Source organism: Nostoc sp. (genome assembly GCF_036916655.1).
GTDB lineage: Bacteria > Cyanobacteriota > Cyanobacteriia > Cyanobacteriales > Nostocaceae > Nostoc.
Genome location: NZ_JBALFY010000068.1, coordinates 207,680 through 231,125, shown reverse-complemented (window position 1 = coordinate 231,125; position 23,446 = coordinate 207,680). Strand labels below are relative to the sequence as shown.

Annotated in this window: 18 protein-coding genes; 8 read left to right on the top strand and 10 right to left on the bottom strand. The window is 43.0% G+C overall.

Going from position 1 to position 23,446, the window contains the following annotated elements; genetic code table 11:
• Window positions 1-5 precede the first annotated feature (5 nt).
• The 5 genes from map to V7L31_RS19210 all read right to left on the bottom strand — a co-directional run bounded on the left by map (window position 6) and on the right by V7L31_RS19210 (window position 5,778).
• Window positions 6-833 carry a type I methionyl aminopeptidase gene (map, locus tag V7L31_RS19230; protein WP_334697714.1) on the bottom strand — a complete coding sequence of 276 codons (828 nt, stop codon included), beginning with the start codon at window positions 831-833 and terminating at the stop codon, window positions 6-8.
• Window positions 834-1,119: 286 nt separating this feature from the next.
• Window positions 1,120-1,644: a plastocyanin/azurin family copper-binding protein gene (locus V7L31_RS19225; protein WP_334697713.1), complete on the bottom strand. Its 525-nt coding sequence runs from the start codon at window positions 1,642-1,644 to the stop codon at window positions 1,120-1,122.
• 97 nt (window positions 1,645-1,741) lie between these two features.
• Entirely contained in the window at window positions 1,742-4,606 is a 2,865-nt protein-coding gene (locus V7L31_RS19220; protein WP_334697828.1) for a M16 family metallopeptidase, read from the bottom strand.
• Window positions 4,607-4,743: 137 nt separating this feature from the next.
• Window positions 4,744-5,187: a VOC family protein gene (locus tag V7L31_RS19215; RefSeq protein ID WP_334697712.1), complete on the bottom strand. Its 444-nt coding sequence runs from the start codon at window positions 5,185-5,187 to the stop codon at window positions 4,744-4,746.
• A 78-nt stretch (window positions 5,188-5,265) separates the two neighbouring features.
• The gene (locus tag V7L31_RS19210; protein ID WP_334697827.1) at window positions 5,266-5,778 is read right to left on the bottom strand and encodes a TIGR02652 family protein; all 513 of its coding nucleotides are present in this window, start codon (window positions 5,776-5,778) and stop codon (window positions 5,266-5,268) included.
• 239 nt (window positions 5,779-6,017) lie between these two features.
• Here V7L31_RS19210 and V7L31_RS19205 point away from each other — a divergent pair, with 239 nt between their 5' ends.
• The 3 genes from V7L31_RS19205 to V7L31_RS19195 all read left to right on the top strand — a co-directional run bounded on the left by V7L31_RS19205 (window position 6,018) and on the right by V7L31_RS19195 (window position 8,453).
• Complete coding sequence (locus tag V7L31_RS19205) at window positions 6,018-6,545, top strand: gamma carbonic anhydrase family protein (RefSeq protein ID WP_334697711.1); 528 nt, start codon at window positions 6,018-6,020, stop codon at window positions 6,543-6,545.
• 304 nt (window positions 6,546-6,849) lie between these two features.
• Window positions 6,850-6,975: a photosystem II protein Y gene (locus tag V7L31_RS19200; RefSeq protein WP_179067906.1), complete on the top strand. Its 126-nt coding sequence runs from the start codon at window positions 6,850-6,852 to the stop codon at window positions 6,973-6,975.
• A 146-nt stretch (window positions 6,976-7,121) separates the two neighbouring features.
• Window positions 7,122-8,453 (top strand): bifunctional folylpolyglutamate synthase/dihydrofolate synthase, encoded by a 1,332-nt coding sequence (locus V7L31_RS19195; RefSeq protein WP_334697710.1) that lies wholly within the window; start codon window positions 7,122-7,124, stop codon window positions 8,451-8,453.
• Window positions 8,454-8,482: 29 nt separating this feature from the next.
• On the opposite strand, the gene V7L31_RS19190 is transcribed toward V7L31_RS19195, so the two are convergent.
• A complete protein-coding gene (locus V7L31_RS19190) occupies window positions 8,483-9,781 on the bottom strand; it encodes an ABC transporter substrate-binding protein (protein WP_334697709.1) in 1,299 nt (432 codons plus the stop codon).
• Window positions 9,782-9,933: 152 nt separating this feature from the next.
• Here V7L31_RS19190 and pilM point away from each other — a divergent pair, with 152 nt between their 5' ends.
• The 4 genes from pilM (at window position 9,934) to V7L31_RS19170 (ending at window position 15,058) form a co-directional block, all read left to right on the top strand.
• Entirely contained in the window at window positions 9,934-11,040 is a 1,107-nt protein-coding gene (gene pilM, locus V7L31_RS19185; protein ID WP_334697708.1) for a type IV pilus biogenesis protein PilM, read from the top strand.
• Between the two features lie 4 nt (window positions 11,041-11,044).
• Window positions 11,045-11,821: a PilN domain-containing protein gene (locus tag V7L31_RS19180; RefSeq protein WP_334697707.1), complete on the top strand. Its 777-nt coding sequence runs from the start codon at window positions 11,045-11,047 to the stop codon at window positions 11,819-11,821.
• Window positions 11,818-12,588, top strand: a complete 771-nt coding sequence (locus V7L31_RS19175) for a pilus assembly protein PilO (RefSeq protein ID WP_334697706.1) — start codon at window positions 11,818-11,820, stop codon at window positions 12,586-12,588. Before V7L31_RS19180 ends, V7L31_RS19175 begins: the two co-directional genes overlap by 4 nt.
• Before the next feature lie 139 nt (window positions 12,589-12,727).
• The gene (locus V7L31_RS19170) at window positions 12,728-15,058 is read left to right on the top strand and encodes an AMIN domain-containing protein (RefSeq protein ID WP_334697705.1); all 2,331 of its coding nucleotides are present in this window, start codon (window positions 12,728-12,730) and stop codon (window positions 15,056-15,058) included.
• Between the two features lie 125 nt (window positions 15,059-15,183).
• Here V7L31_RS19170 and V7L31_RS19165 read toward each other — a convergent pair whose 3' ends face one another.
• The 3 genes from V7L31_RS19165 to V7L31_RS19155 form a co-directional block, all read right to left on the bottom strand.
• The gene (locus tag V7L31_RS19165; protein ID WP_334697704.1) at window positions 15,184-15,822 is read right to left on the bottom strand and encodes a lysophospholipid acyltransferase family protein; all 639 of its coding nucleotides are present in this window, start codon (window positions 15,820-15,822) and stop codon (window positions 15,184-15,186) included.
• Between the two features lie 579 nt (window positions 15,823-16,401).
• Entirely contained in the window at window positions 16,402-18,393 is a 1,992-nt protein-coding gene (locus tag V7L31_RS19160; RefSeq protein WP_334697703.1) for an ATP-binding protein, read from the bottom strand.
• Complete coding sequence (locus V7L31_RS19155) at window positions 18,390-19,664, bottom strand: DUF4255 domain-containing protein (RefSeq protein WP_334697702.1); 1,275 nt, start codon at window positions 19,662-19,664, stop codon at window positions 18,390-18,392. Before V7L31_RS19155 ends, V7L31_RS19160 begins: the two co-directional genes overlap by 4 nt.
• Window positions 19,665-20,295: 631 nt before the next feature.
• Here V7L31_RS19155 and V7L31_RS19150 point away from each other — a divergent pair.
• The gene (locus tag V7L31_RS19150) at window positions 20,296-22,248 is read left to right on the top strand and encodes a protein kinase domain-containing protein (protein ID WP_334697701.1); all 1,953 of its coding nucleotides are present in this window, start codon (window positions 20,296-20,298) and stop codon (window positions 22,246-22,248) included.
• A 213-nt stretch (window positions 22,249-22,461) separates the two neighbouring features.
• On the opposite strand, the gene V7L31_RS19145 is transcribed toward V7L31_RS19150, so the two are convergent.
• Window positions 22,462-23,412 (bottom strand): AAA family ATPase, encoded by a 951-nt coding sequence (locus V7L31_RS19145; RefSeq protein WP_334697700.1) that lies wholly within the window; start codon window positions 23,410-23,412, stop codon window positions 22,462-22,464.
• Window positions 23,413-23,446: the final 34 nt, after the last annotated feature.

The window sequence follows — 23,446 nt, the reverse complement described above, 5'->3', positions numbered from 1 at the left end:
AACAATTACACCTTAGAACGATCAGTCAAAATCTCATAACCTGTCTCTGTCACCAAAACTGTATGCTCAAACTGAGCCGACAAAGAATTATCCATTGTGACTGCTGTCCAACGGTCAGATAATGTCCGCGTGTGTCTAGAACCTGCATTTAAAATTGGCTCAATTGCCAGCGTCATCCCCGCACGGAGTTTAACATTTGGCATCTCACGGGTACGATAGTTAAATACTGAAGGTTCTTCGTGCAGATTACGACCGACACCGTGTCCAGTGAACTCTTCGACTATACTAAAACCATTGGCTTTCACATGGTCTTCAATTGCTCCAGCTAAGTCAATTAGGTATACACCAGCCTTAACTTGTTCAATGCCTTTATATAAAGCTTCTTCTGCTACGCGAATTAATTTTGCAGCTTCTTGTGTCACTTCACCAACAGCAATTGAAATGCAAGAATCACCATGAAAACCTTGGTAATAAGCACCCGTATCTACTTTTAATACATCACCGACTCGAATCACTTTCTTGGGACTAGGAATACCGTGTACTGCTTCATTATTAATACTGGAGCAAATAGAACCGGGAAAACCGTGATATCCTTTAAAACTCGGTGTTGCACCCATTTCGCGGATGCGTTTTTCGGCATAATTATCTAAATCAGCCGTTGTCATTCCTGGCTTTACTAGCTCGGCAATTTCTTTTAGGACAGTTGCCACAATTATCGCTGATTGCCGCATGATTTCAATTTCACGCGGCGATTTAATTTCAATTCCTCGGCGCTGTTTTTTTGCAGTTGCAGGCTGAGTTGTTTGAGAAAGTAAGCTACTGAAAATGTTCATAGGAAATTAATCATTACTGGTGGCTTTACTGCTAAAGTATCAATGCTTTCTCTAGATTACTTGAGAAATAATATCTATAATTTAAGTTATTTTAGTCCTTGATAGGGATTCTTCCAGTTTAGGCGCTAACGTATATAGAATAACACATTCGCACGCTCCCAATGGTTGGAGTTGCATCAAAAGCGCTCTAAGTTATTTTTCACTCCACACTACGAAATTTAGCTCAATTATCTTTAATTGCAACATTAGACTGCTGCCAAATACTGAGGCTAATAATTTTGATTTTTTAACTCTTGATCGCAATCTCTCCAGTCATACCGGCTTCTGTATGTCCTGGTATTGTACAACGCAAGCCATAATTACTAGATTTTAGAGGCACAAATACCCATTCTGCCTCTGCACCTGGCTTGAGTTCTAGCTCGTGAATGGCTCCTTTGATTTCTACTTTGCCTGCTTGGACTTTTTGTGTCCAGATGCCATCGGCAAAATCTTTCGCAGTAAAATAGTGCTTCAGTTGGCTGGGATTGGTAAGTGTTAGTTGATAGCGTTTCCCAGCTTGGAATTCCAGATGATTTGGTTCAAACTTCAGTTCGTTAGCCGAATTACCCAAGCTAATTGTAATTTCTGTAGCTGGTTGCTTGAGCAAATCGCCAGACAAACTTGCCGCCATTGCGGGAGTAGCAACGATGAAATTTAGTCCCAAAAGCAACGTAAATATCACGTAGCTACGCCGTAATATTTGTAGCCAAGTAGTAGCGGCAAAAGTAAGAGATGTAATTACAATTTGGAATAAATGGTTGTAACTTTTCATCGGTAGTTCTCAAAAGGCAATGGTGATGAGTAGAAACAATTAATTAATAGATATTCTTCATTATCCATGCCCAGTGCCCCATTCCCAATGCCCATTTTCACCTAATATTTTTCTCTGCTAACACAGATGGGCCAGCAGTAACAACCACGATTTGCTCTGGGTGGAGTAACTCACGAGCCGCTTGATTAACTTGGTCAAGAGTGACTTTCTGAATTTTATCAGTGAAGGAGTGCAATTCTACTTTATCTAGTCCATACACTTCATTCATCAGAATTCTATCTGTTAATTCTTCTGGGTTGGCCAGGGAAACGTTGTAGTTGCTGATGAGAGTGCGTTTAGCTGTTTCAACTTCCAGTGCGGTGACGCCTTGTTGATGGATTTGCTGTAGAATTTCGCGGGTACTAGCGATCGCTTTACTGCTATCTTCAGGACTAGTTTGCATTTCTATCAAAAAAGTGCCCGCATTCTTCCCAGCTTGGAAGTAGCTATAAATTCCATAGCTCAAACCTTGGCGATCGCGCACTTCTGCACCCAGTCTACTAGATAAGGTATCGCCTCCCAAAATCTGGTTCAATACTAAGGCGGCATGAAACCGAGAATCGTAACGGTTAATGCCTGTGTAACCCATATATGTAACAGCTTGGGTTTTATCTGGTAAAACTGGGTTGACACTCACGATTTTCTCCGGCATTGATACCGTAGGATATTTTAATGTGGGTGCTTGGCCGCTAACTTCCCAGTCTCCAAACTCATTTTTAATCAGCGATCGCACTTTGTCTAGATCAAAATCTCCCACCAGCGCTAGCACCGTCGTATCTGGACGATAATGTTTAGCTTTAAAATCAATCACATCCTGGCGTTGAATCTGCTGTAAACTCTCCTCTGTGGGAAAGGTATGTAAGGGATGTTTTTTCGGGTAAATTGACTGAACAAATATTCTTCTAGCTACTTCTGATGGTTCATCTAATTCAAGTTGCAAATCGGTTAAAGTTTGTTGGCGATGCAGTTCCAATTCTTTGACTGGAAAGGTACTATTTTTTACAACATCTGCTAATACTTCAACGAGTATCGGTAAATCCTCTGCTAAACTATCGCCCTCGATATGCACACCTTCGCGGTGGGTTTGAAAGTCTAAACTCGCCCCTCTTTCTGCCAAGACTTTGGCAATATTTAAAACATCCTTGTTATTAGTGCCATTTAGCAAGTTCTCTGCTACAAAAGCAGCCAATCCAGCTTTATTGTCTGGATCAAATTCCGTCCCGGCTTGAATATGGCCGCTTAGGGTAACGGTGGGAGTACTACGATCGGGTAACAGTAATATCCGCAGTCCATTAGTAAATTTAAATTCCTGTGGTAATACTTGAGCGATTGCATCTGTAGCCAAATCCACAGGTGGTAAGTATTTCATCACCTCAGAAGGAAGCACAGGTGCTAGAGGAGAGAAATTTTCTGTAGTTTGGGCTGAGTCTGGTTTGTCGCTAACTTCTGTTATTAGTTTCTGAGTTGGTTCAAAAAAGCCTACTGTCCGCGCTTCTTTTGTGAGATATTTGTTAATTACATTCACAACATCTGTCGGCCTCACCAACCGGACATCTGCCAAATAGCGGTCTGTGTAGCGATAATCACCAGCAGTTGTCTCATCAGTGCCCAATCGCATGGCTTGAGAGGTGATATCACGGTTACTCAAAATTACATCTGCGATTAATTGGGTTTTGGCTTGTTCAACTTCCTCAGATGTTACGCCTTTTTCTGCTACATTAGCGATCGCACTACTCAACATCGAGTCAATTTTTTTCAAATCTTGTTTAGATCCAGCCGTCACCAACACCTCATACCAGCCAGATTCTCGCAAACTGGTAACGGAGGCTGTAACTTCACTCGCTAAACCTGATTCCACTAATGCCTGATAAAGTCTAGAATTCCGCCCCTCTGTCAAGATGTAATCCATCACATCCAGTGCAGGTACATCTGGTTGATTTGCATCCGGTAGCGGATACACAACTTGTAACAGCCGCCCTACTCCCGGTTCTCGCAATACGATGGGAGACGAGGAATAAAGACTTTCCCCTCTGCTCCTCTGCTCCTCTGCTCCTCTGCTCCTCTGCTCCTCTGCTCCTCTGCTCCCCCTGCTCCCCCTGCCCCCTTCCTGCCCCCTGGGTATTTTGCCAAACGTCTCTTTAATTGTTTCTAGAGTGTTTGCAGTTTGAAAATCTCCCACAATTACTAAGACAGCATTATCGGGATTGTAAAAATTGCGGTAATATTTCTCTACCTGCTCAACTTCAAATTTCTCAACATCAGCTTTAGTACCACCTACAGGCAACCCATAAGCATGATTGGGAAACACCGCTTGCATGACGGCACGATTGAGGCGATATTCTGGACTATTTTCGTAACCTTGCAACTCGGAAATTACTACCCGCTTCTCACTCGCTAGTTGCTCTGGCTCAATCTGGGAATTTTGCATTCTGTCTGCTTCTAGCACTAAAAGCGCTTTTAGCTTGTTTCGTTCCACAGTACCGTAATATGCCGTTTGGTCGTAGCTGGTAAAAGCATTGGAATCACTACCTAAAGCACTAAACAAACGTCCAAATTGAATCGGACGATTTCGAGTGCCTTTAAACATCATGTGTTCTAACTGGTGGGCAATGCCATTCACGCCCGGTTCTTCGTTACGTGAGCCAACCTTGTACCACACCTGCACCGTCACCACTGGCGCAGTATGTACTTCCTTTGTCAGGACAGTTAGACCATTTTCTAGCACTGTCTTGCGGACATTTTCTGTCAGTGTTGAGGGCATTATTCTTTTTACTAGCAAGGTTGACTGATATTTTTCTTTATTAGAGATAACTGAATGTTGGCTATGAGCAGGTTGATCGCTCAATAACAAAACTGCTAGTAGCCATAAGCTTAAAATTAATAACGGCAAAGGATATCTATAAAATTTGGAAAATCCATATATGTACCTAGAAAATATATCTGTAAAATAAACTACATAGTTTTTTGAGTGAATACATTTTTATCTGGTAAAAAAATCTTTTACCTCAGCAACAATACAGAAAAACAATATATTAGCAATAAAGGTAATAAAAAGCTAAATTATGGGAGTTTTGCTAAAACCCGAATGAATTCCAGAGGTAAGCCATCGGTATCAGCGATGAAAGCTACTTCGTAAATGCGATCGCCTATTTGCTGTTGTGTCGGTTCTAAAAGTATCTTCAACGGTTGTAATTCTTGGGTTTGACTCTCAGCAGCAAGTAATACACGTTCTTGTAAATTTGTCAACCAGCTAGGTAAATCTGGTGTAATCTCAGTTAAATCGAACGAGAGATGATAATACCCCACATAATGCTCATCATTAAAGGCATCTGGGGCTGGCTTTGGTTCGGGAATTTGGATTAGTTCAATTCTGCCGCCCAACCCTTCCATCCAGCAAGCTAGGGTGTAGCCTGTGGTAAAGCGTTCCGAGATTGTAAACCCTAAATGTTCGTAGAAAGCGATCGCTCGATGAATATTCGCAGTCCGAATAGAAGCGTGATGCATATTAGTCCTTAGTCCTTAGTCCTTAGTCATTTGTCCTTTGTTATTCACTAATGACAAATGACTAATGACAAATGACCACTACTCAAACAACCTGAAATAAGGGTAGCGTACAGGTACGCCAGGCTCTTTTTCCAAGTCAAAATTAATTACTTCCCAAGAGGGATCATCTGAGGTATCGGGGCTAAACTCCACGGGTAAGCCGTACAAACGCGCAGCAGTCGCTTCTGGTTGTCCAGAACGCCAAGGCGTGCTGCGTTCTAAATAGCCACTCATCAATTCCTGATAGCGTCGGGCAATAATCACTCGTGTTGCTCGAAAGCCTTGGGTATAGAGCTTATCTAATGCTTCGTGAATTTCAAAGCGAATACCATCAGGATGAGTATGCTGTCTATACCATTCATTATTCCACCTCCGCCAATGACGCCCCGATTGCAAATGGATTAGCTCTCCATTTTTCGGATTAGCTTCAAAGGCGCCATGACGAGGACACAAATAGGTATCTGTTAGTGTCAGCGCCGGAATAGTCTGGCGACAATGGGGACACTGTATTTCCGGCCCAAACATCGGGTACTGCAAACCTGGATTCATCATGAAGTGCATACAAACATAATTTTGTCTTCACCAGCACTAGTGGGTTGGATTATACAATTCGGCTCAACCACTTTGGGTTACTTGCTCACTGCTGCATAGACACGGTGTTGCGGCAGGAACATTATTCACTAGTGTTTTCCTCAGCGTAGAGGTTTGACGCTGTGATATTCTGGTTATGCAGCCAGCCTCAAAGGTTGGAGTTTCTCCAGTGTTCCTGAGTACCATATTCATATTCTATCGTGTCTACCGCTTCTTACTGGACATCTCCTGATTTTTCTCAAGCTGCCTTTATCGCAGATAATGCTGTTGTTATGGGTTTGGTAAACATAGCACCAGGAGTGAGCATTTGGTATGGAGCAGTGGTTAGGGGAGATGTAGAACGGATTGAAATTGGCGAATGCACAAATATTCAAGATGGGGCAATTCTACATGGCGATCCTGGTTTTCCAACAATCTTAGAAGATTATATTACCGTAGGACACCGGGCTGTGGTGCATTCTGCTTACATTGAGCGTGGAAGTTTGATTGGGATTGGCGCAGTGATTTTAGATGGGGTAAGAGTAGGCGCTGGTAGTATTATTGGTGCTGGTGCAGTAGTAACTAAAAATGTACCGCCTTTATCCCTAGTTGTCGGTATTCCTGGTAAAGTATTACGCCAGGTAACAGAAGTTGAAGCCGCAGAACTGATTGAACACGCTAAACGTTATCAAAAGTTAGCTTTAGTTCATGCTGGTAAAGGTACTGATATTGGTTTTAGCAAGGCTTAGGGGGTGGAGAGAAATCAATTAAAAATTAAAAATTAAAAATTAAAAAAAGACTGAAAAAGAGTTAGCTAAAGCTGCCCGCAGGGTGATGACGCGATCAGGGTAAATAACCAATGTTCAATAATTCTCCACGAAAGGCGACATCAACGACAAGGCTCAGTACAAGTGCGCCATGTTCAATGCTCCATGCCCCACAATTTAAATATTCTTTACATATATAGTTGGAAAAATTGCCCACTTCAGCTAAAAATAAAAATGAGAGCAGTTGACAAAACTTTAATTTCTACTTAAGAGAGGGGTTCTAGATATGGATATCGATTTCCGTATAGCGATCGTTTTAGCACCAGTTGCCATTGCCGCTGGTTGGGCAGTGTTTAATATTGGCGCTGCCGCTTTAAGACAAATTCAAGGCTTTTTGGACAAGGAAGCCTAATTCATTAGTTGGGCATGGGGCATGGGGCATAGGATTTAATATTCTCCCTTATCCCCTTGTCTGCCTCAGCCCGCAAGAAACTTTAGCTATCTCTTTTTTTTAATTTTTAATTTTTACTTTTTAATTGATTTCTCCCCAGTCCCTTCTTGAATATCGATTCTGTAATACAACCCCTGCAACGCTTTGGTGTCCATCTTGGACTCGATCGCATTGTCAATCTATTGGCAAATCTTAGCAATCCTCATCATCAAGTACCAGTAATTCACGTTGCTGGCACTAATGGCAAAGGTTCAGTCTGTGCCTATCTTTCCTCAGTACTCACTGAAGCTGGTTATCGGACAGGACGCTACACTTCCCCCCATTTAGTTGATTGGACAGAACGTATTTGTCTGAATGAACAGCCAATTTCCTCAGAGGAATTGAGTCAATTATTAGAAAAAGTCCAAGGGTTGATTCGCCCTGATGAAGAATCGCCAACTCAGTTTGAAGTAATTACGGCGGCTGCTTGGTTATATTTTGCACAGCAGAAAGTTGATGTCGCTGTGGTAGAAGTTGGACTAGGAGGGCGCTTAGATGCGACAAATGTCTGTTTGGAGCCCCTGGTTACAATCATCACTTCCATTAGCCGAGAACACTGGCAGCAACTTGGCCCTACCATTGCTGACATTGCAAGAGAAAAAGCAGGTATTCTCAAACCTGGATCTCCTGTTGTGGTTGGGCCATTGCCACCAGAGGCAGACAAGGTGGTGCGATCGCGTGCTTTAGAATTAGAATGTCTGCTTTTTACGCCTCAACCCGCCCATGAAATCGCTACAGGATGGGCAGAGTATAGATATGAAGCAGAGGGGCAGAGGGGCAGAGGGGCAGAGGGAGAAATTAAAGAATCAGCCCATCACTCTATTAAATATCCTTTGCCATTAGCGGGACAAATTCAGTTAACTAATTCAGCCTTGGCTTTAGCTGCGTTAGAAATTCTCCAGCAACAAGGTTGGCAGATTTCAGAAGAAGCCATAATTTACGGTATGGCAAAAACCCAATGGCCAGGGCGGATGCAATGGACTACTTGGAAAAACCATAAATTATTAGTTGATGGCGCTCATAATACCGCCGCCGCCCAAGTTCTCCGCCAGTATATTGATAGCTTAGACGCAGTTACTCATAAGCCAGTCAATTGGATTATAGGAATGTTTGCCGATAAGGATCATACTGATATTTTTACCGCTTTACTGCGACCAGGCGATCGCCTTTTTTTAGTACCAATACCAGTAGAACCCTTCCCCGGTAGAACTTCCGCCGATTTAGACTACTTATCAAACCTAGCTTACAACCTCTGCCCCGAATTAAGCGATCGCCAAATCCATCCAGATTTATTCACAGCCCTAGAAGCCGCTACCACAGACGATTTAATCGTTTTGTGCGGCTCCCTCTATTTAGTAGGCGATTTTTTAGCGACCACCAATATAACTCGTAAATCATAATTACGAATTACGAATTACGAATTACGAATTTACCGCTGATTCCACTCTTGCGCCGCATCTTCTACAGCTTTATCTACAGTCTTCTCGCCTAACATTGCTGCTTGCAAGTTCTCATAAATTGCCTTTTGTAGTTTGTTGAAATCCTTTAAAGTAGGGGTTAATATTTCTGCATTTTGTAGTTCTTTAGCAGTGAGAACTCGCGCTTTTTCGATGATTGAAGCATTAGCTGGAATATCTTTAAAGTAACTATCAGACAATGCTTTGGTTGTAGAAGGTAGGACATTTGCAGCTTTCGCAAAAGCTAATTGATTTTCGTCATTGGTGACAAATAAAGCAAACTTCACAGCGCCGTCTGGTTGTTTAGTATCGCGCGGAATAACTATGTTCATCACCGCGACATTTTTCTTGCCTGTGTCACCAGTGAGTTGAGGTGCTACTCCGGTAGCTTGAGCAATCTTTGGGGCATTATTTGCGATCGTTTTGAGAAACTCTGGCCCAGAAGCTAGAAGCACAGTCTCACCGGATTGGTATAAATCGATCGCGTGGCGATGTCCTTGGGTTAAAGCCTCTTTAGGAAGCAACCCTTTTTTATACAAATCTACCCAATACTGAAATGCGGCTTTCCCTTGTGCCGAATTAAACGCCGCTTTCCCATCAGCATCTATGAGATTAACTCCCATTTGCACGAAAGATTCCAGCACTTCACCGGAGTCTTGCGGTACGAAAGTCACAAAAAAGGCATATTTCCCTGTCTTATCTTTAATTTGTTGGGCTGCTTGTGCTAATTCTCCGTATGTCGCGGGTACTTTATTGATACCTGCCTGTTTTAATAAATCAGTGTTATAAATGGTTAGCCGTGTGGTGAGATACCAAGGAATCCCAAAACTCTTGCCATTCAGCACACTTGCTTTCCAGATATTCGGCAGATAGGAGGAACGTACATCATTTGGGACTTTCGCATCTAAATCTAACCAGGCATTTCGTCCGGCAAGTTGGGAAGCAAAACCCGGATTGAGGTTAACTACATCAGGTGGCGTTTTTGCGGAGACAGCTGTTAATATTTTGTTCTCCATTGCTGCCCAAGGTATATCAACCCAGTTAACCTTTATACCTGGATTTTGCGATTCAAAATTTGCAATTAAGCTTTTGAAGTAGTCGGTAAATTGAGGTTGGAGTTGCATTGTCCAAAACTCAACAGTTGCCACTCTTGAAGTAGCTTGTTTTGTACTTTTACTAACATTGCCTGTGCTGCAACTTACAATCCAAGTGGTTAATAAGCCAAGCAGTACGAAAGCAACAAGTTGTTTAAATTTTCGCAATTGAATCATTTTCCCAGTATTTTTACGCTTGATCAGTGTGAAAAGCTTAGACAGAATTGTTGAGATTATAGGCTAAATAAATTACCTGTAGAGACGTAATATATAACGTCCCTATCACAATAAATTTAAATTTTCAATTTAGTAGTCCAGCGGGCACAACTGTGGTAAAAAGTTTCACTAGTCTGTTTGGCAAATCGAAAAAAGGGGTCGGTATTGAACTTGCTCCCGAACGGGTAAATGTAGTTCAACTACGCAAGCACGGTCAAGGCTTGAAACTAGAAACTTTTATATCGGTAGCAGTTCCAGAAGGCATAGTTACCGATGGTCAAATTACCGATCCTCCAGCAATGGCGCAATTAATCCAGCAGGCGCTAACTGAGAGTAAAATCAAAACTTCTCGCGTTGCTACTGGTGTTCCAGGACGAGATTCTATCGTTCGGATTATACCAGTGCCAGCAGAGTTAGATGATAAAGAACTGCGAGAAATGGTGCTGAACCATGAAGCAGGTTTGTATTTACCCTATCCTCGTGAAGAGGCTGATGTAGATTATCAGAAACTTGGGTACTTTGTAGATGAAGATGGCATTGAAAAAGTACACGTACTCCTAGTTGCCACCCGTAAGGAGATCACGGATACCTATATAAGTACATTCGAGCAGGCAGGATTACAAATTGATGTTTTAGAAATTAACAGTTTTGCTCTAATTCGGACTATTCGCGAACAACTGCGACAATTTGGGCCGCAAGAAGCAGCAGTACTTGTTGATATCGAGTTCGATAGTACAGAAATCGCCATCATCGTTAACGGAGTGCCGCAATTTTCGCGCACAGTTCCAATCGGGACTTATCAAATGCAAACTGCCTTAGCAAGGGCAATGAGCTTACCTACATCACGAGATATGGAACTGTTACACGGAATGGTCATTCCTCAAACTTCCCTAGACGGCGGTAAAACTGGCGTTACTGAAATCGATCCTGGCATGGCTGCCATATTGAGAGTCTTGGGAGAACTAACGGATGAACTGCGCCGTTCCATCGATTTTTACCTCAATCAAAGTGAAAATTTGGAAGTAGCGCAGATTTTATTAGCCGGGCCAGGAGGTGGACTGCAACAGCTAGATGAATTTTTTACTCAACGATTGAGTTTGCCAACTACCCAAATAGATCCAATCGGGGCTTTGTCTTTGGATGTTGACACTGAGAAATATCCACAGGTACAACGCTCTGGTTTAGCGATCGTACTCGGTCTAGGAATGCGGGAGGTGTAACAAAATGTACAGCCTAGATGTTAATTTTCTTAAAGACCGCCCAGCATACCAGAAAAAGCCTGAGGGAAAGGGAGGAATAGCCTTCAAGTTTCCTACGGGGGATTTGACACTAGTGTATGTGGGAGTTGGAATAGGTGTAGGTCTTCCAGTTTTACTGGGAGTTGCTTGGTGGTTATTGCAAGGGAAGATTGTGGAATTAGAGGGGACAGTAGCACAACTAGATCAGCAAAGCAAACAGTTAGATACAGAAATCGGAAATCTTAACAAAATCAAAGCCGAAACGAAGTCAGTTAAAGAGGAGACTCAAGCTTTAGTCACTGTCTTTGACCAGATTCGTCCTTGGTCGGCAATGCTGCAAGATTTGCGCGATCGCATCCCCGCACCAGTGCAAATTAAGAGCATTAAGCAAATCCCACCCATTGCGGTAGTGGCAGGTCAGCCACCAAACAATCCTGCTGGGGGATTAGAAATTACTGGATTGGCTCGTTCTTTTAATGATGTCAATGATTTCTTATTGAGTTTACAACAGTCTCAGTTTTTGAAGCCCACAGAAACGAGAATTATCACCGCAGGATTAGTAGACGCCCCTTTACCTCCAAGTGTGGGTAAACCTACTAATAGTGTAATAATTAAGCCACCACAAGTAGTTGAATACACTATTCAGTCCAGCATGAACGATGTTCCAGCTTCCGAATTAATTCGGGAGTTAGAGAAAAAAGGCACAGTGGGGTTAGTGACTCGAATTCGTAGTATCCAACAAACAGGAGTCATTCTAAAATGACGCTGAGTGATGATTTAAATTTTGGCGAACAAGGTGGGGAATTCGAGCAGGCAACGCCAGCATCCCCCGTGGTCTTTGGTATTGCTTTTACACCAAAAATTATTGGAATTTTGGTGGGGGTAATTGGTTTAGGGATAGCAGGTTACATATTGGTAAGCCTGCTGATGCCAGCTTGGGAAAACTATCAGCAGCAGCAGGCCAAAAGCTCAGAACTACAAGGGCAAATTGAGCAAAAAAAAGCCAATATCAAACAGATTGATAAACTTAAAGACGAACTAGCGCAGGCAAAGCAGCAAAAAGTTCAGGTTTTAGCTTTATTTGCTAATGAGAAAAGCTTAGATACATTGTTGTTGGATTTGAACCGCTTAATTGAGTCTGGCAATACTCCAACCTCTGTGAGTACGGTAAGAGCCAAACTGGATAAATTCACGCCAGTTTCCCAAAAACCAGAACCCGTTACCGATGGAAGTCTTGGACTACAGGTTGACAACAAGCTAAAACGCAGCATTATCAATGCCCAAATTACAGGAACTTATGAACAAACACAATCGATAATTCGTAACATTGAGCGGTTACAGCCTTTGTTAATAGTTAAAGATTATCAATCAACTTTGGCTCCAGCCCAAGCAATATCTCCATTAGATAAAAGTCCGGTGCGGGTAGGCCCAGCAGCGATTAATACATTATTTCAGCTACAGGTATTGATGCCACTTAGTCCAGAAGAAATAGCAGCGGCCGCGGCGGCTAAAGCTGCCCCGAAAAAGTAGTTAGGAATGAGAAGTTAGGAGTTAGGAGTTAAGAATTATGAATTACGAATTATCATTCCTAACTCATAACTATTCACTTCTAACTTCCAACTTCTCATAATTGTTTGTAAACAAGGTTTTATCAGGTGAGGAATGAACTGTGAAACAGCTTCACGGTAATAGTTTTATTTTAGGTACTGCCGCTTTTGTTTTTTTGGCAAGCCAACCAGTTTGGGCACAAATTAGTCAAGTGACTGGTGTCCAATTAAATCCAGTTGATGGTGGAATTAGCGTTGCTTTGAAAACATCTTCAGGGTCGCGCCCCCAAGTTTTCACTACGAAAAGAGGCAAGGCTTTAGTTGCAGATGTTATCAATGCTCAATTACGATTACCACAAGGTAATAGCTTTCGTCAAGATACCCCAGCACCAGGAATTGCGTCTGTTGAGGTTAGTCAGCTTGATGCCAATAGCATTCGGGTAACGGTAACTGGTAGTAACAACACGCCTAACAGTCAACCTGTGGTGCGATCGCCAAATGGAATTACACTCAGCTTTAGCCCATCGGCAGGCAATATAGCATCAGCACCAACGCCAACAGCACCAACATCCACAGCACCGCCTGTTACTACTCCAGCCCAACCTGGTCAAAAGCCAGGTGTTCTTGTTCCTAACCCCCAAGTCACTATTGACGGGCAACCTGCACAAGCCGCCGGGCCAGGTCAACCTCTGAGTCAGGCTCCACCTTTCTTACCCAGAGCCGTCGCCCCACCAGTGGGAGATATTGCCATCTCTAATACTGATGCTTCTCCTAGCACTATTGACTTGGGAAGTCAGGAACGCGTTCCTCGTCTAGTGCTGCGAGATGCGCCGGTGCGTGAGGTTTTGTCATTGCTTGCCCGTGCTGCTAATTTGAACTTGGCTTATATCGGAGGCGATCAAGCTGCTGGAGGTCAAGGTGGTGCAGCATCACCAATCTCTCAAACAATCTCCCTAGATATAGAAAATGAGCCAGTGCAAGATGTGTTTAACTACGTTTTGCGCCTGAGTGGTTTAGAAGCTAATCGTAGTAATCGCACAATTTTCGTTGGGCCTAAACTGCCAAATTCCACACGCGACATGGTTATGCGTAACCTGCGACTCAATCAGGTAACAGTAGGAGTTGCTATCAATTTTTTGGTTGGTTTGGGAGCAGAAAGTGCCATCAGCCGCGAACGACAAGTTACCAGCGTTAATGCTGTGGCTGTGGGTACTGGAGTTGCGCCTATCACACAAACTCAGACGACCACGGAAAGCAGAGTTGAAACTCAACGCGTTAATTATACAGATTCTAGCCCATTACTTAGAGGTTTACAGGCATTAGGAGATGAACGCACCAATTCTCTAACCTTAATCGGGCCTCCTAAACTCATTGAGATTGCAATGGCTCAACTAACTCAGCTTGATATCCGCCGTCGCCAAGTGGTAGTTAATGTCAAGATTATCGATGTTAACCTCTTGAACACTCAGGACTACAATACTAGTTTTTCTTTTGGACTTGGTAACAACTATTTCACCAATGATGGAGGTGCAGCATCTCTGAATTTTGGTGGTTCCAGACCAGCTACGGCTGCCGAAACATCAAGTAGTGTAACTAGTACACCAATAATTACAAATCCCATTTCAGGACAAACATTTCTGGGTGATGGATTTTTTAACCCAGGAAATTCAAGACCATCTGCTGATGCACCCGTATCCACTAATGCTCTAGGCACTGGAATTACAACATTTACTCCCGGAACTGTATCTAATGGTGTTAAAAGCCCTGATACATACGCATTCTCTCTAGCATCTCTTTATCAGTTTCCTAAGCGTTTTCTGGGAAGCTTACAGGCTCAGGTTACAAATGGCAATGCCAAAATTTTGACTGACCCTACCTTAATTGTGCAAGAAGGTCAAACGGCTAATGTCAAGCTGACGCAAGAAGTGCTAGGAAACGTTACGAGCTTGATAACTAATGCTAATAGTCTCGCTACGCAAACAATTACTGCTGAGAAAACAGAGGTGGGTTTAACCTTAGCAGTCAAAGTAGATCGGATTGATGACAATGGTTTTGTATCCCTATCCGTAGCTCCCATTGTTAAAGCACCACAATCGTCAGCTAATCTAAATTTGGGAGGAGGTAATGTCCAACAAATATTCTTAGTATCTGAGCGATCGCTAAATTCTGGCACAATTCGTCTACGAGATGGTCAAACACTCATTCTTTCAGGCATCATTCAAGATACAGACCGGACAACTATCTCCAAAATTCCTATTTTGGGTGATTTGCCCTTAATTGGTTCGCTGTTTAGAAAAACAAACAGAAATAATCAGCGAAATGAAGTGATTGTATTACTCACACCTCAAATTATGGATGATTCTGAGAACTCCTCCTATGGCTATAACTACAACCCTAGCCCAGAGGTACGGCAAATCCTTGAGCGTCGAGGTTTGAAGCTTCCTAGTAAGTAATAAAAGTAATGGTTAGGTGAGTCACCTCTCAATACGGTTTGACTAAAGGGGAAAGGTTTTGAATATATCCTTTGCCCTTTTCGTTTTTCCACAAGAGTGCGATTTTTATTTGTCAGTACCTAAATTCAACGTCCTAAATCATGCATTTCGTTAATTACTGTCGCACACTTTTGTGTCAACGTTTCTAATTCCTCTTTATTTGTGGAACTGGGAGCATCAATCAAGTTACCAATTCTCACAGTGATAGTAACTGCGCGAGGGATTTTCGAGCCTTTGTCTAAAATACCGTCAGTACCCCAAACACTCACCGGCAATATTGGGGCTTTTGCTTTCGCCGCCAACAGCAGCGCACCTCTTTTCGGGTCTGTAATCCGACCATCTGGGGTACGAGTACCTTGCAAGAAAACACCGACAGCCCAACCGTTATCCAGATATTCTATGGCAGAACGGATGGCATTGCGATCGGCATTTCCCCGACTTACTGGGTAAGCGCCATACAATTTAATCGCTTGCGCCAAAATGGGAATATTAAATAACTCTTCTTTAGCCATATACGCCACTGGACGACGTACACAATTAGAAACAATCGGCGGATCAAAATAACTAGCGTGATTACTCACTACCACTAGCGGCCCTGATTGGGGGACATTTTCCGTACCATAAATCTGGCCCCGAAAGTAAGCGTGAAACATGGGGCTGACGACTGACCATTTAAAGGCGTGGTAAAGTGCCAGACTGATAAACGGTTCGCGGTTTTTGTCCACAGAAGATAATGCAAATCAAACTCAACTTAGCATAAGCGATCGCAACCCCCAGAGCAAACGCAAAATTGAAGGAATGGGAAGTCGTAAGGGCACAGCATTGCTCATAGGTGTCAACTTCAGCTGGAAATAGCTTAACTGTTGGCTTCGTCGCCCCCCAGAGAATAAATTCTCTGGCTAATAGCTAAAGTCTACTGAAGTAGACTGGAGATTTTTGGCGATATTTAGTCATCTTCAGATGACTTTAGCTATGAGACGGGGATTTCAATTCCCGGCGGACAAGCGGTTTGGCATTAAGTTGAACTAATGAGCATTGCTGTGCCCCTACTGCGTGGTCTATTTACCTGAAAATAGCTGTAAATATCCGCTTTGCTCCATTCGCAATGACATTGTGTAATTATAGGACTAGTATTTGATTTATGAAAAAATCCAAGTATGTGTAAGGTGTGTTACGGTTTCCGTAACGCACCAAAATCTTCGGGTGGTGCGTTAGCCTACGGCATAACACACCCTACAAGGCTACTGAGATATTTTCAGAAATCAAATATATTCCTATAATTCTGTCTGGATTACTTAGAATCCTCACGTCCAACCTCCAATTTCCGCCTCAGTTAAAGGCTTCTCTAACTTACTATATTCGGTTTGAGCAGCCCGCAATACGTGTTTCATCTGCACTGCTTCCCCAGCATCGGCAGCGAGGAAAGCTGCATTTAAGGCGATGTTACGGATATTTCCTCCAGCGACATTGAGCCGTGCTAGTTGCAGAGCATCTAAACCTCTGGTTGGTGTATCATCTGGGAAGACGCGTCGCCAAATTTCGGCTCGTTGTGTTGTGTCGGGGAAGGGAAACTGCACTACGAAGCGAATCCGCCGCAAAAATGCTGTATCAATTGCACTCTTCAAGTTTGTAGTCAGGACTGCTAAACCTGGGTAACTTTCCATCCGTTGCAATAGGTAGCTAACTTCTATATTGGCATAGCGATCGCGGGCATCTTTAACTTCACTCCGTTTACCAAATAAAGCGTCAGCTTCATCAAATAACAAAATCACCCCGCCTTGTTCGGCGGCATCAAATACCCGGCGCAAATTCTTCTCTGTCTCGCCAATATATTTGCTGACTACCGATGATAGGTCAATGCGATAGAGATCGAGGCGTAATTTATGAGCTAGCACTTCTGCCCCCAAGGTTTTACCAGTGCCGCTACCGCCTGCAAATAGAGCGCTGATTCCCAATCCTCTAGCACTCTTGCCCCCAAAACCCCAATTGTTATATACAGTACTACGTTGGCGTACATGAGCCGCAATTTCCCGAAGAACTTGTTTCTGTGCCTCTGGTAATACTAAGTCTTCCCAATCACCAGATGGCTCAATTCGTTGGGCGAGTTCATCCAAGCGTGGACGTGCTTGCACACGGCAGGCATCCCATAAAATATCACCGATATCGGTTTCTGGGGTTTGTGCTAACTGTCCGGCGGCTTCTGCACAAGCAGCGCGAATGGTTGCAGCACTTAGGTTAAATTGCTCCACTAAGGTTTTAACTTGCCCGTTCATTGTTGGTGCAATCCCATTTAGTGCATCTTGCCAAACTGCACCTTGTTCTTTGCTGGTTGGTTGATGTACGTCAAAAGTAACTACTAGGCGTTGTGATAAACCTATGCGTTCCCGACTTGTGACTATTAAAAAGCCCTTGATGCGTTCAATGAAATGAGCGATCGCATTTAGCCGCGCTATATCATTAGTATCCAGTTCGTTGCAATCTATGAGTAAGGCACATTTACTTAAAATTGTCTCACGAGTCCACAAGCGGATGAGGTTATCCAACTCGCCAGGTGCTAAGGGAATGGCTTGTGCAGCCATTACCCACACACTTAAACCATGAAGCTGAGAAATTTTGGCGGCAATGGCACGTTTACTAGTAGTTTCCCTACCACATAACTGGACGATTGGCAAGCTATTAACCTTGGAAGCTTGTGACCAAATTGCTGCGACTCGCTCTGCTAAATCTTGGTGCGAAGGTACTAAATCACTAACTTCTGGTAATGGTTCAATGATGCCAGCCAAGCGTTCGTCAAGATATTGAATGCCGGTGAGATAATGTAAAATCCGCTCGTCAATTCTTAGGGGACTGAGAGTCAAGGCATGACCATCACCAATTTGAATTAACCGCCAATGACGTAAGGGAGCATTTGGTGCGATCGCATCCCAGTGGACATCGGGTAAAGCTGCCAGAGCTAAACCCAAAGTTGGGTAAGCTCGTTGCGAATCGCCGTGGATTATAGCACATAATTTGGCAAAATCCCCATTTAATTCCATACCTGCACACAACAGCAACAAATCACGTTCAAAGGATGAGAGGCTAAACATTTTGCCTACTCTCTCCAATGTCGATGGTGCAGGCATAGCAGCAGCAGCTTCTTGTAAAGCTTGCTGTAAAAGCGCTTGGTTTTTCTCTGGAGCTTGATTTTGCTCTTTTGCCGTGTGATTTTCTAAAATACCACGCACCACGGCTAGGGCTGCTGATAGGTAGCGGTAGTTCGCCTCATCCCAATTGCGATTAATTGTTGTAGCATTCATAAAATATTCACCTGTGGCGAATCATAAGCCCCAGACTGATTTTTGTGCAGTAGACTTTGGGCGCCATCTACCCGCACCTGGACAAGATAAGTTCCTGGCTTGACATTTTTGATCGGAATAGTGATTGCATCAGTATCTTCAGGGCGTGATGGCACAACAAAAGAGTAAGCAGATGGAGTATCATCTGACACTTCATTGAGTAGTAAAACTACTCGCTGTGCTTTACCTACCTTGGGCTGGAATTTAACGTTAATTTCTGCTGTGCGTAAATTGTCGCCACTATTTTCCACTTGGGTGACGAATGCTGTAATTGTTGGATGTAGGACAAAAGCCGCAACGTTTGATTCAACGAGATGATCCATTTGCCCCCCATTGCCCATTGTCAGGTGTACGATTTGAACACCCTGCACACTTGGGTACAAATCTAGCGGAACTAACAAGCTGATTTGGGTTTCTTTAACTTCTTGAGGTACTAGTAATGTCTCCGTATTACCCAAACGAACCCGTGTGATTTCACCGCGTAACCGTTTACCACGAATTACTAATTTTGTGCCTGCAACAATCATTTGCTCAGTCTTTGCCGGAGACATCACTTGCTCTATAATCGGCTGAGACGAGGGCATCATGTAGAAACCTTCGGGGTTGTCAGATTTGCTACTCTCAATCAATACCATTGATGCCAGATAGGTAGCTGAAGGTCGATAGTGCGTTTGTAAAGCAGACCATAACTTAGAAGTTTCTTCCATGTTAAAAAACTCTGGAGTCAGTTTGATCTGTCCAATTTGTTCAGCTAAATCGGATACAGATACATTTGCTACAGCTTGCGAAAAAGCACTTGAAGTATTGGTTGTGGACGCATTGATCAAAGTATTTTCAATAATATCAGATGTGATCGCTGGTGTTTTGTGTAATAAATGCATCGCATAGCCAAGTAAAAGCTCCGCCTGAAAATCCTTGGCCCCGTAGGCTGTTAGCAAGTAATGGAGGTCAAGCGCTAGTGGGGGAATTGGAGAAAACAAGTTTTTATTTATACGTGAGTGCTTGCTCCGAAATTCCTGAGATACCCAATCGACATTGCGATTCTGTGTCACTTGATAGAGAAAGAGGTTGAGTTGAGCGCGTTCATCAGCTTCAACTGAAATTCGATCGGGTGGTAGGGCAGTTACAATCACATCACCAACACTAGCAGCGATCGGATCGCTGACTAAACCATTTTCCAGCAAGACTTTTAGTACTGCTGTCACGGCGGCTATAGAGAGCATATTACCCATCCTCATTCCTCATGGCAATAGCACATACTAATCATGTACGCCAGAGTACATTGACAGAATATATTTTGCAAAACTTTAAATATTCTGGGGATTGGGGATTGGGGACTGGGGATTGGGGACTAAATATCTATAAGTTCTGCGATAATACAATGTATTAGGATTTACACACATTCTATGAATTATTCTTTTCTTTACAAGAGGCTGCGTGTACTCCTGCAAAGAAGCAAGCTATACGTAGTATTTCGTAGAAAATGGGGTTCGATAGATTAAGCTTTTTGGCAGTTTTTGCGTAAGTGCTGTATGTAAATCTCCCACCAAATTTTCCCAGACCCAATCTCAATCCCTAGTCCCCAATCCCCAGTCCCCGATCCCCAGTCCCCAGCCTAATTTACCTTAACTTCACATCAGGAACCAATTTCAACTACCAAAAGTCTTAATTTTTAAACATTTTATCAAATTGTCAGCCTTAGTTTTATGTTAAGCTGAGTATAATTAGATAAACGGATAGTAGCATATATTACAAATATTCATTTAACCTACGAAGCAAGTAAAAAATTGTAATATTTGTAACAATAGTATTATCTTTGACTAAAGTTAAAACTTTAACGTAACTTAAGATGGGTTGCCCCAGATGAAATCCCCACCTTCTTCAAATTCTTGGAATGGTCGCTTAGTAGGTGATAACCAGCGATACCGTTTAGACAGACGGTTAGGCGGGGGTGGTATGGGAGAAGTCTTCCTAGCAACGGATACCCGTGTTGGTCAACAGGTAGCTTTGAAGTTGCTCAAAGATACGCTGGTAGCATCACAAGAAATGAGAAAGCGTTTTGAGCGTGAAGTGGCAGTTTGTGCTGCTTTGCAAAGCGATCATATCGTCAAAATTAGTGACTGTGGTGTAACTCCAGAAGGTTTTCCATTTTATGTGATGGAATATTTGCGGGGGCAAACGCTCAGACAATTACTGCTACGCGAAAAGCGGTTATCTGTTGAGCGGACTGTAAAGATTATGACGCAAGTTTGTAAGGGTCTACAACTTGCCCATCAAGGAGTTACTCTGCAACGAGAAGGTGGCAAAACTACTGAGCATATTCAGGTAGTTCACCGCGACTTAAAGCCAGATAATATATTTTTAACGCCTACAGATTTGGGAGAGTGGGTCAAGGTTTTGGATTTTGGTGTTGCCAAAATTCGTAGTGAATCTTCAGAAAATTCCAATATTACAAATATAACTAGTACATTTATTGGTACATTTCGTTACGCACCACCTGAACAAATCCAAAGCGATCAAAACTTGGATGCCAGGGGTGATATTTACAGCTTAGGGATTATCCTTTATGAAATGCTGAGTGCATCTGACCCATTTGGAATCAGCATTAAGGGTAGTCATATTAGCGAGGCTTCTTGGGTATTAGCTCATGCTTATGAGCCACCAAAACCACTGCGATCGCAATCAGGATGTGAGCATTTACCCGTACAATTGGAAGATGTGGTGATGAAATGCCTCCACAAAAACCCAGCTAACCGATTTGCAACTGTAGAAGAACTCAGTCAAGCTTTACAATCTGCTGCCAAATTTGTTACGGGTAATACTAGTGTATCTGGACAGATTACTGGGCGATCGCAATCTTCCGATAATCAGGGTTCAAATCACGAAACTATTCCCAGACAACCGAACGACGACACCATTCTGCGTCCTTCATCTGCACACAATCAGGGTTCAAATCACGAAACTGTTCCCAGACAATCGAACGACGACACCATTCTGCGTCCTTTATCTGCACACAATCAGGGTTCAAATCACGAAACTGTTCCCAGACCATTTAACCCGATTGAGCAAAACCAACCTGAGGAAACTGTTCCTCCTCTTCAGCCTGAGTACAATCAAGGTTCAAATCACGAAACTGTTCCCAGACCGTTTAACCCCGTTGAGCAAAATCAACAGAGTCCTGTGAATAATCCGAACACCAGCAAACCAGACGTAACGTTATATCAACCACGACAGGCATCTAATCAAGGCGGGCAACAAGTACCACCAGATAAAACGCTGTTTCAACCACGACAGGCATCTAATCAAGGTGGGCAACAAGTGCCACCAGATAAAACGTTATTTCAGCCACGACAGGCATCTAATCAAGGTGGGCAACAAGTGCCACCAGATAAAACGTTATTTCAGCCACGACAGGCATCTAATCAAGGCGGGCAACAAGTGCCACCAGATAAAACGTTATTTCAGCCACGACAGGCATCTAATCAAGGTGGGCAACAAGTGCCGCCAGATAAAACGCTGTTTCAACCACGACCAGCGTCTAATCAAGGCAGACCACAAGTGCCACCAGATGTGACGTTGTATCAACCTCGGACTGCATCTCATCAAGGCAAACCACAAGTGCGAACCGATGACACTATTTACCAACCAAGGCTAAATGAGCAGCTAGCTACGAAAATTACTCCCAATTTCTTGCGAATCCTGGGAGTGATCTTAGCCATTGGACTGACTTTAGCGTTAGTAACCTATATATATACTCAATCGCAATCTCGTAAAGAGCCAAGCAACCAGCAAGATTTACCTAATAACAGAATTTAGAACTAAGCAACCCAAAGGACGGTTAGAAATCGCAGGCTATTAGTCTCTTTCTTAGCACCTTAAAATCAAAATTTTATATGTCAGAAATTTAGTATTGTATAGAAATAACTCTTGTGGGGTGGGCATCTCGGCCGCCCAGTTTATTATATGGCGCTCATGTTGCCCACCCCACAATATTGGATAATTTATGTCTTGCAGTTCCCAAATAGTTTTTTACCTTGGAACTGGTACTTGATTAATTACCGAGGCAATTACCGCATCAATTTGTAAACCATCCAGCATTGCTTCTGGTTTCAAAATGAGGCGATGACGTAGTAGTGGCGATGCAACTGCTTTAACATCATCTGGTGTGACAAAATTCCTTCCAGCTAACCATGCTAAGGCTTGAGATGTCTGCAACCAAGCACCAGCGGCGCGAGGCGATGCGCCCAAAGTTAAATCAGGATATTGACGTGATGTTCTCACCAACGCCAACAAATAATCAACGATCGCTTCTGATACTTTAACTTCTTTGACTGCTTGTCGTGCCTGCAAAATGTCAGCGATTGTTGCGATTGGTTTTAAACGGCTAATATCCAAACGCCTTGCGGCAAAACCCGCCTGACGATTGAGTAACATTTGTTTCTCAGCAGCTTGGTCTGGGTAATCTACCACCAGCTTAAATAAAAATCTATCCAACTGCGCTTCTGGTAAGGGATAAGTACCCTCAAATTCAAGAGGATTTTGGGTTGCAATCACCCAAAATAAATCTGGTAATGGCAAACTTTCACCATCTAGCGTTACCTGCATCTCTTCCATTGCTTCTAGTAGCGCCGCTTGTGTTTTGGGAGGAGTACGATTGATTTCGTCTGCTAGCAGCACTTCAGTAAATATTGGCCCTTTTTTCAAAGTGAAATTGCGGCTATTCAAATCAAAAATGTTTGTACCAGTAATATCTGAAGGTAAAACATCTGGTGTTAATTGAATTCGGCGAAACTCACCTTGAATTAGCTGCGCCAACACTTTTACTAGGAGGGTTTTACCAGTTCCCGGTACTCCTTCTAAAATTACGTGTCCACCTGCTAGCAATGCTACTAAAAGTTGTTGTATTAGGCTAGATTGTCCAACAATTACTTGATTAAGACTTTGACCAAGGCGAATTAAGATCGGATGAGTTTCGCTCATATTTTTTATTGATAAATAACTAACGCAAAGATAT

What these genes read in the sequence shown, in the direction of transcription:
- map (WP_334697714.1), bottom strand. Translation starts at nt 833, where the DNA reads ATGAACATTTTCAGTAGCTTACTTTCTCAAACAACTCAGCCTGCAACT.
- V7L31_RS19225 (WP_334697713.1), bottom strand. Translation starts at nt 1,644, where the DNA reads ATGAAAAGTTACAACCATTTATTCCAAATTGTAATTACATCTCTTACT.
- V7L31_RS19215 (WP_334697712.1), bottom strand. Translation starts at nt 5,187, where the DNA reads ATGCATCACGCTTCTATTCGGACTGCGAATATTCATCGAGCGATCGCT.
- V7L31_RS19210 (WP_334697827.1), bottom strand. Translation starts at nt 5,778, where the DNA reads ATGATGAATCCAGGTTTGCAGTACCCGATGTTTGGGCCGGAAATACAG.
- V7L31_RS19200 (WP_179067906.1), top strand. Translation starts at nt 6,850, where the DNA reads ATGGATATCGATTTCCGTATAGCGATCGTTTTAGCACCAGTTGCCATT.
- V7L31_RS19190 (WP_334697709.1), bottom strand. Translation starts at nt 9,781, where the DNA reads ATGATTCAATTGCGAAAATTTAAACAACTTGTTGCTTTCGTACTGCTT.
- V7L31_RS19180 (WP_334697707.1), top strand. Translation starts at nt 11,045, where the DNA reads ATGTACAGCCTAGATGTTAATTTTCTTAAAGACCGCCCAGCATACCAG.
- V7L31_RS19175 (WP_334697706.1), top strand. Translation starts at nt 11,818, where the DNA reads ATGACGCTGAGTGATGATTTAAATTTTGGCGAACAAGGTGGGGAATTC.
- V7L31_RS19160 (WP_334697703.1), bottom strand. Translation starts at nt 18,393, where the DNA reads ATGAATGCTACAACAATTAATCGCAATTGGGATGAGGCGAACTACCGC.
- V7L31_RS19155 (WP_334697702.1), bottom strand. Translation starts at nt 19,664, where the DNA reads ATGGGTAATATGCTCTCTATAGCCGCCGTGACAGCAGTACTAAAAGTC.
- V7L31_RS19150 (WP_334697701.1), top strand. Translation starts at nt 20,296, where the DNA reads ATGAAATCCCCACCTTCTTCAAATTCTTGGAATGGTCGCTTAGTAGGT.
- V7L31_RS19145 (WP_334697700.1), bottom strand. Translation starts at nt 23,412, where the DNA reads ATGAGCGAAACTCATCCGATCTTAATTCGCCTTGGTCAAAGTCTTAAT.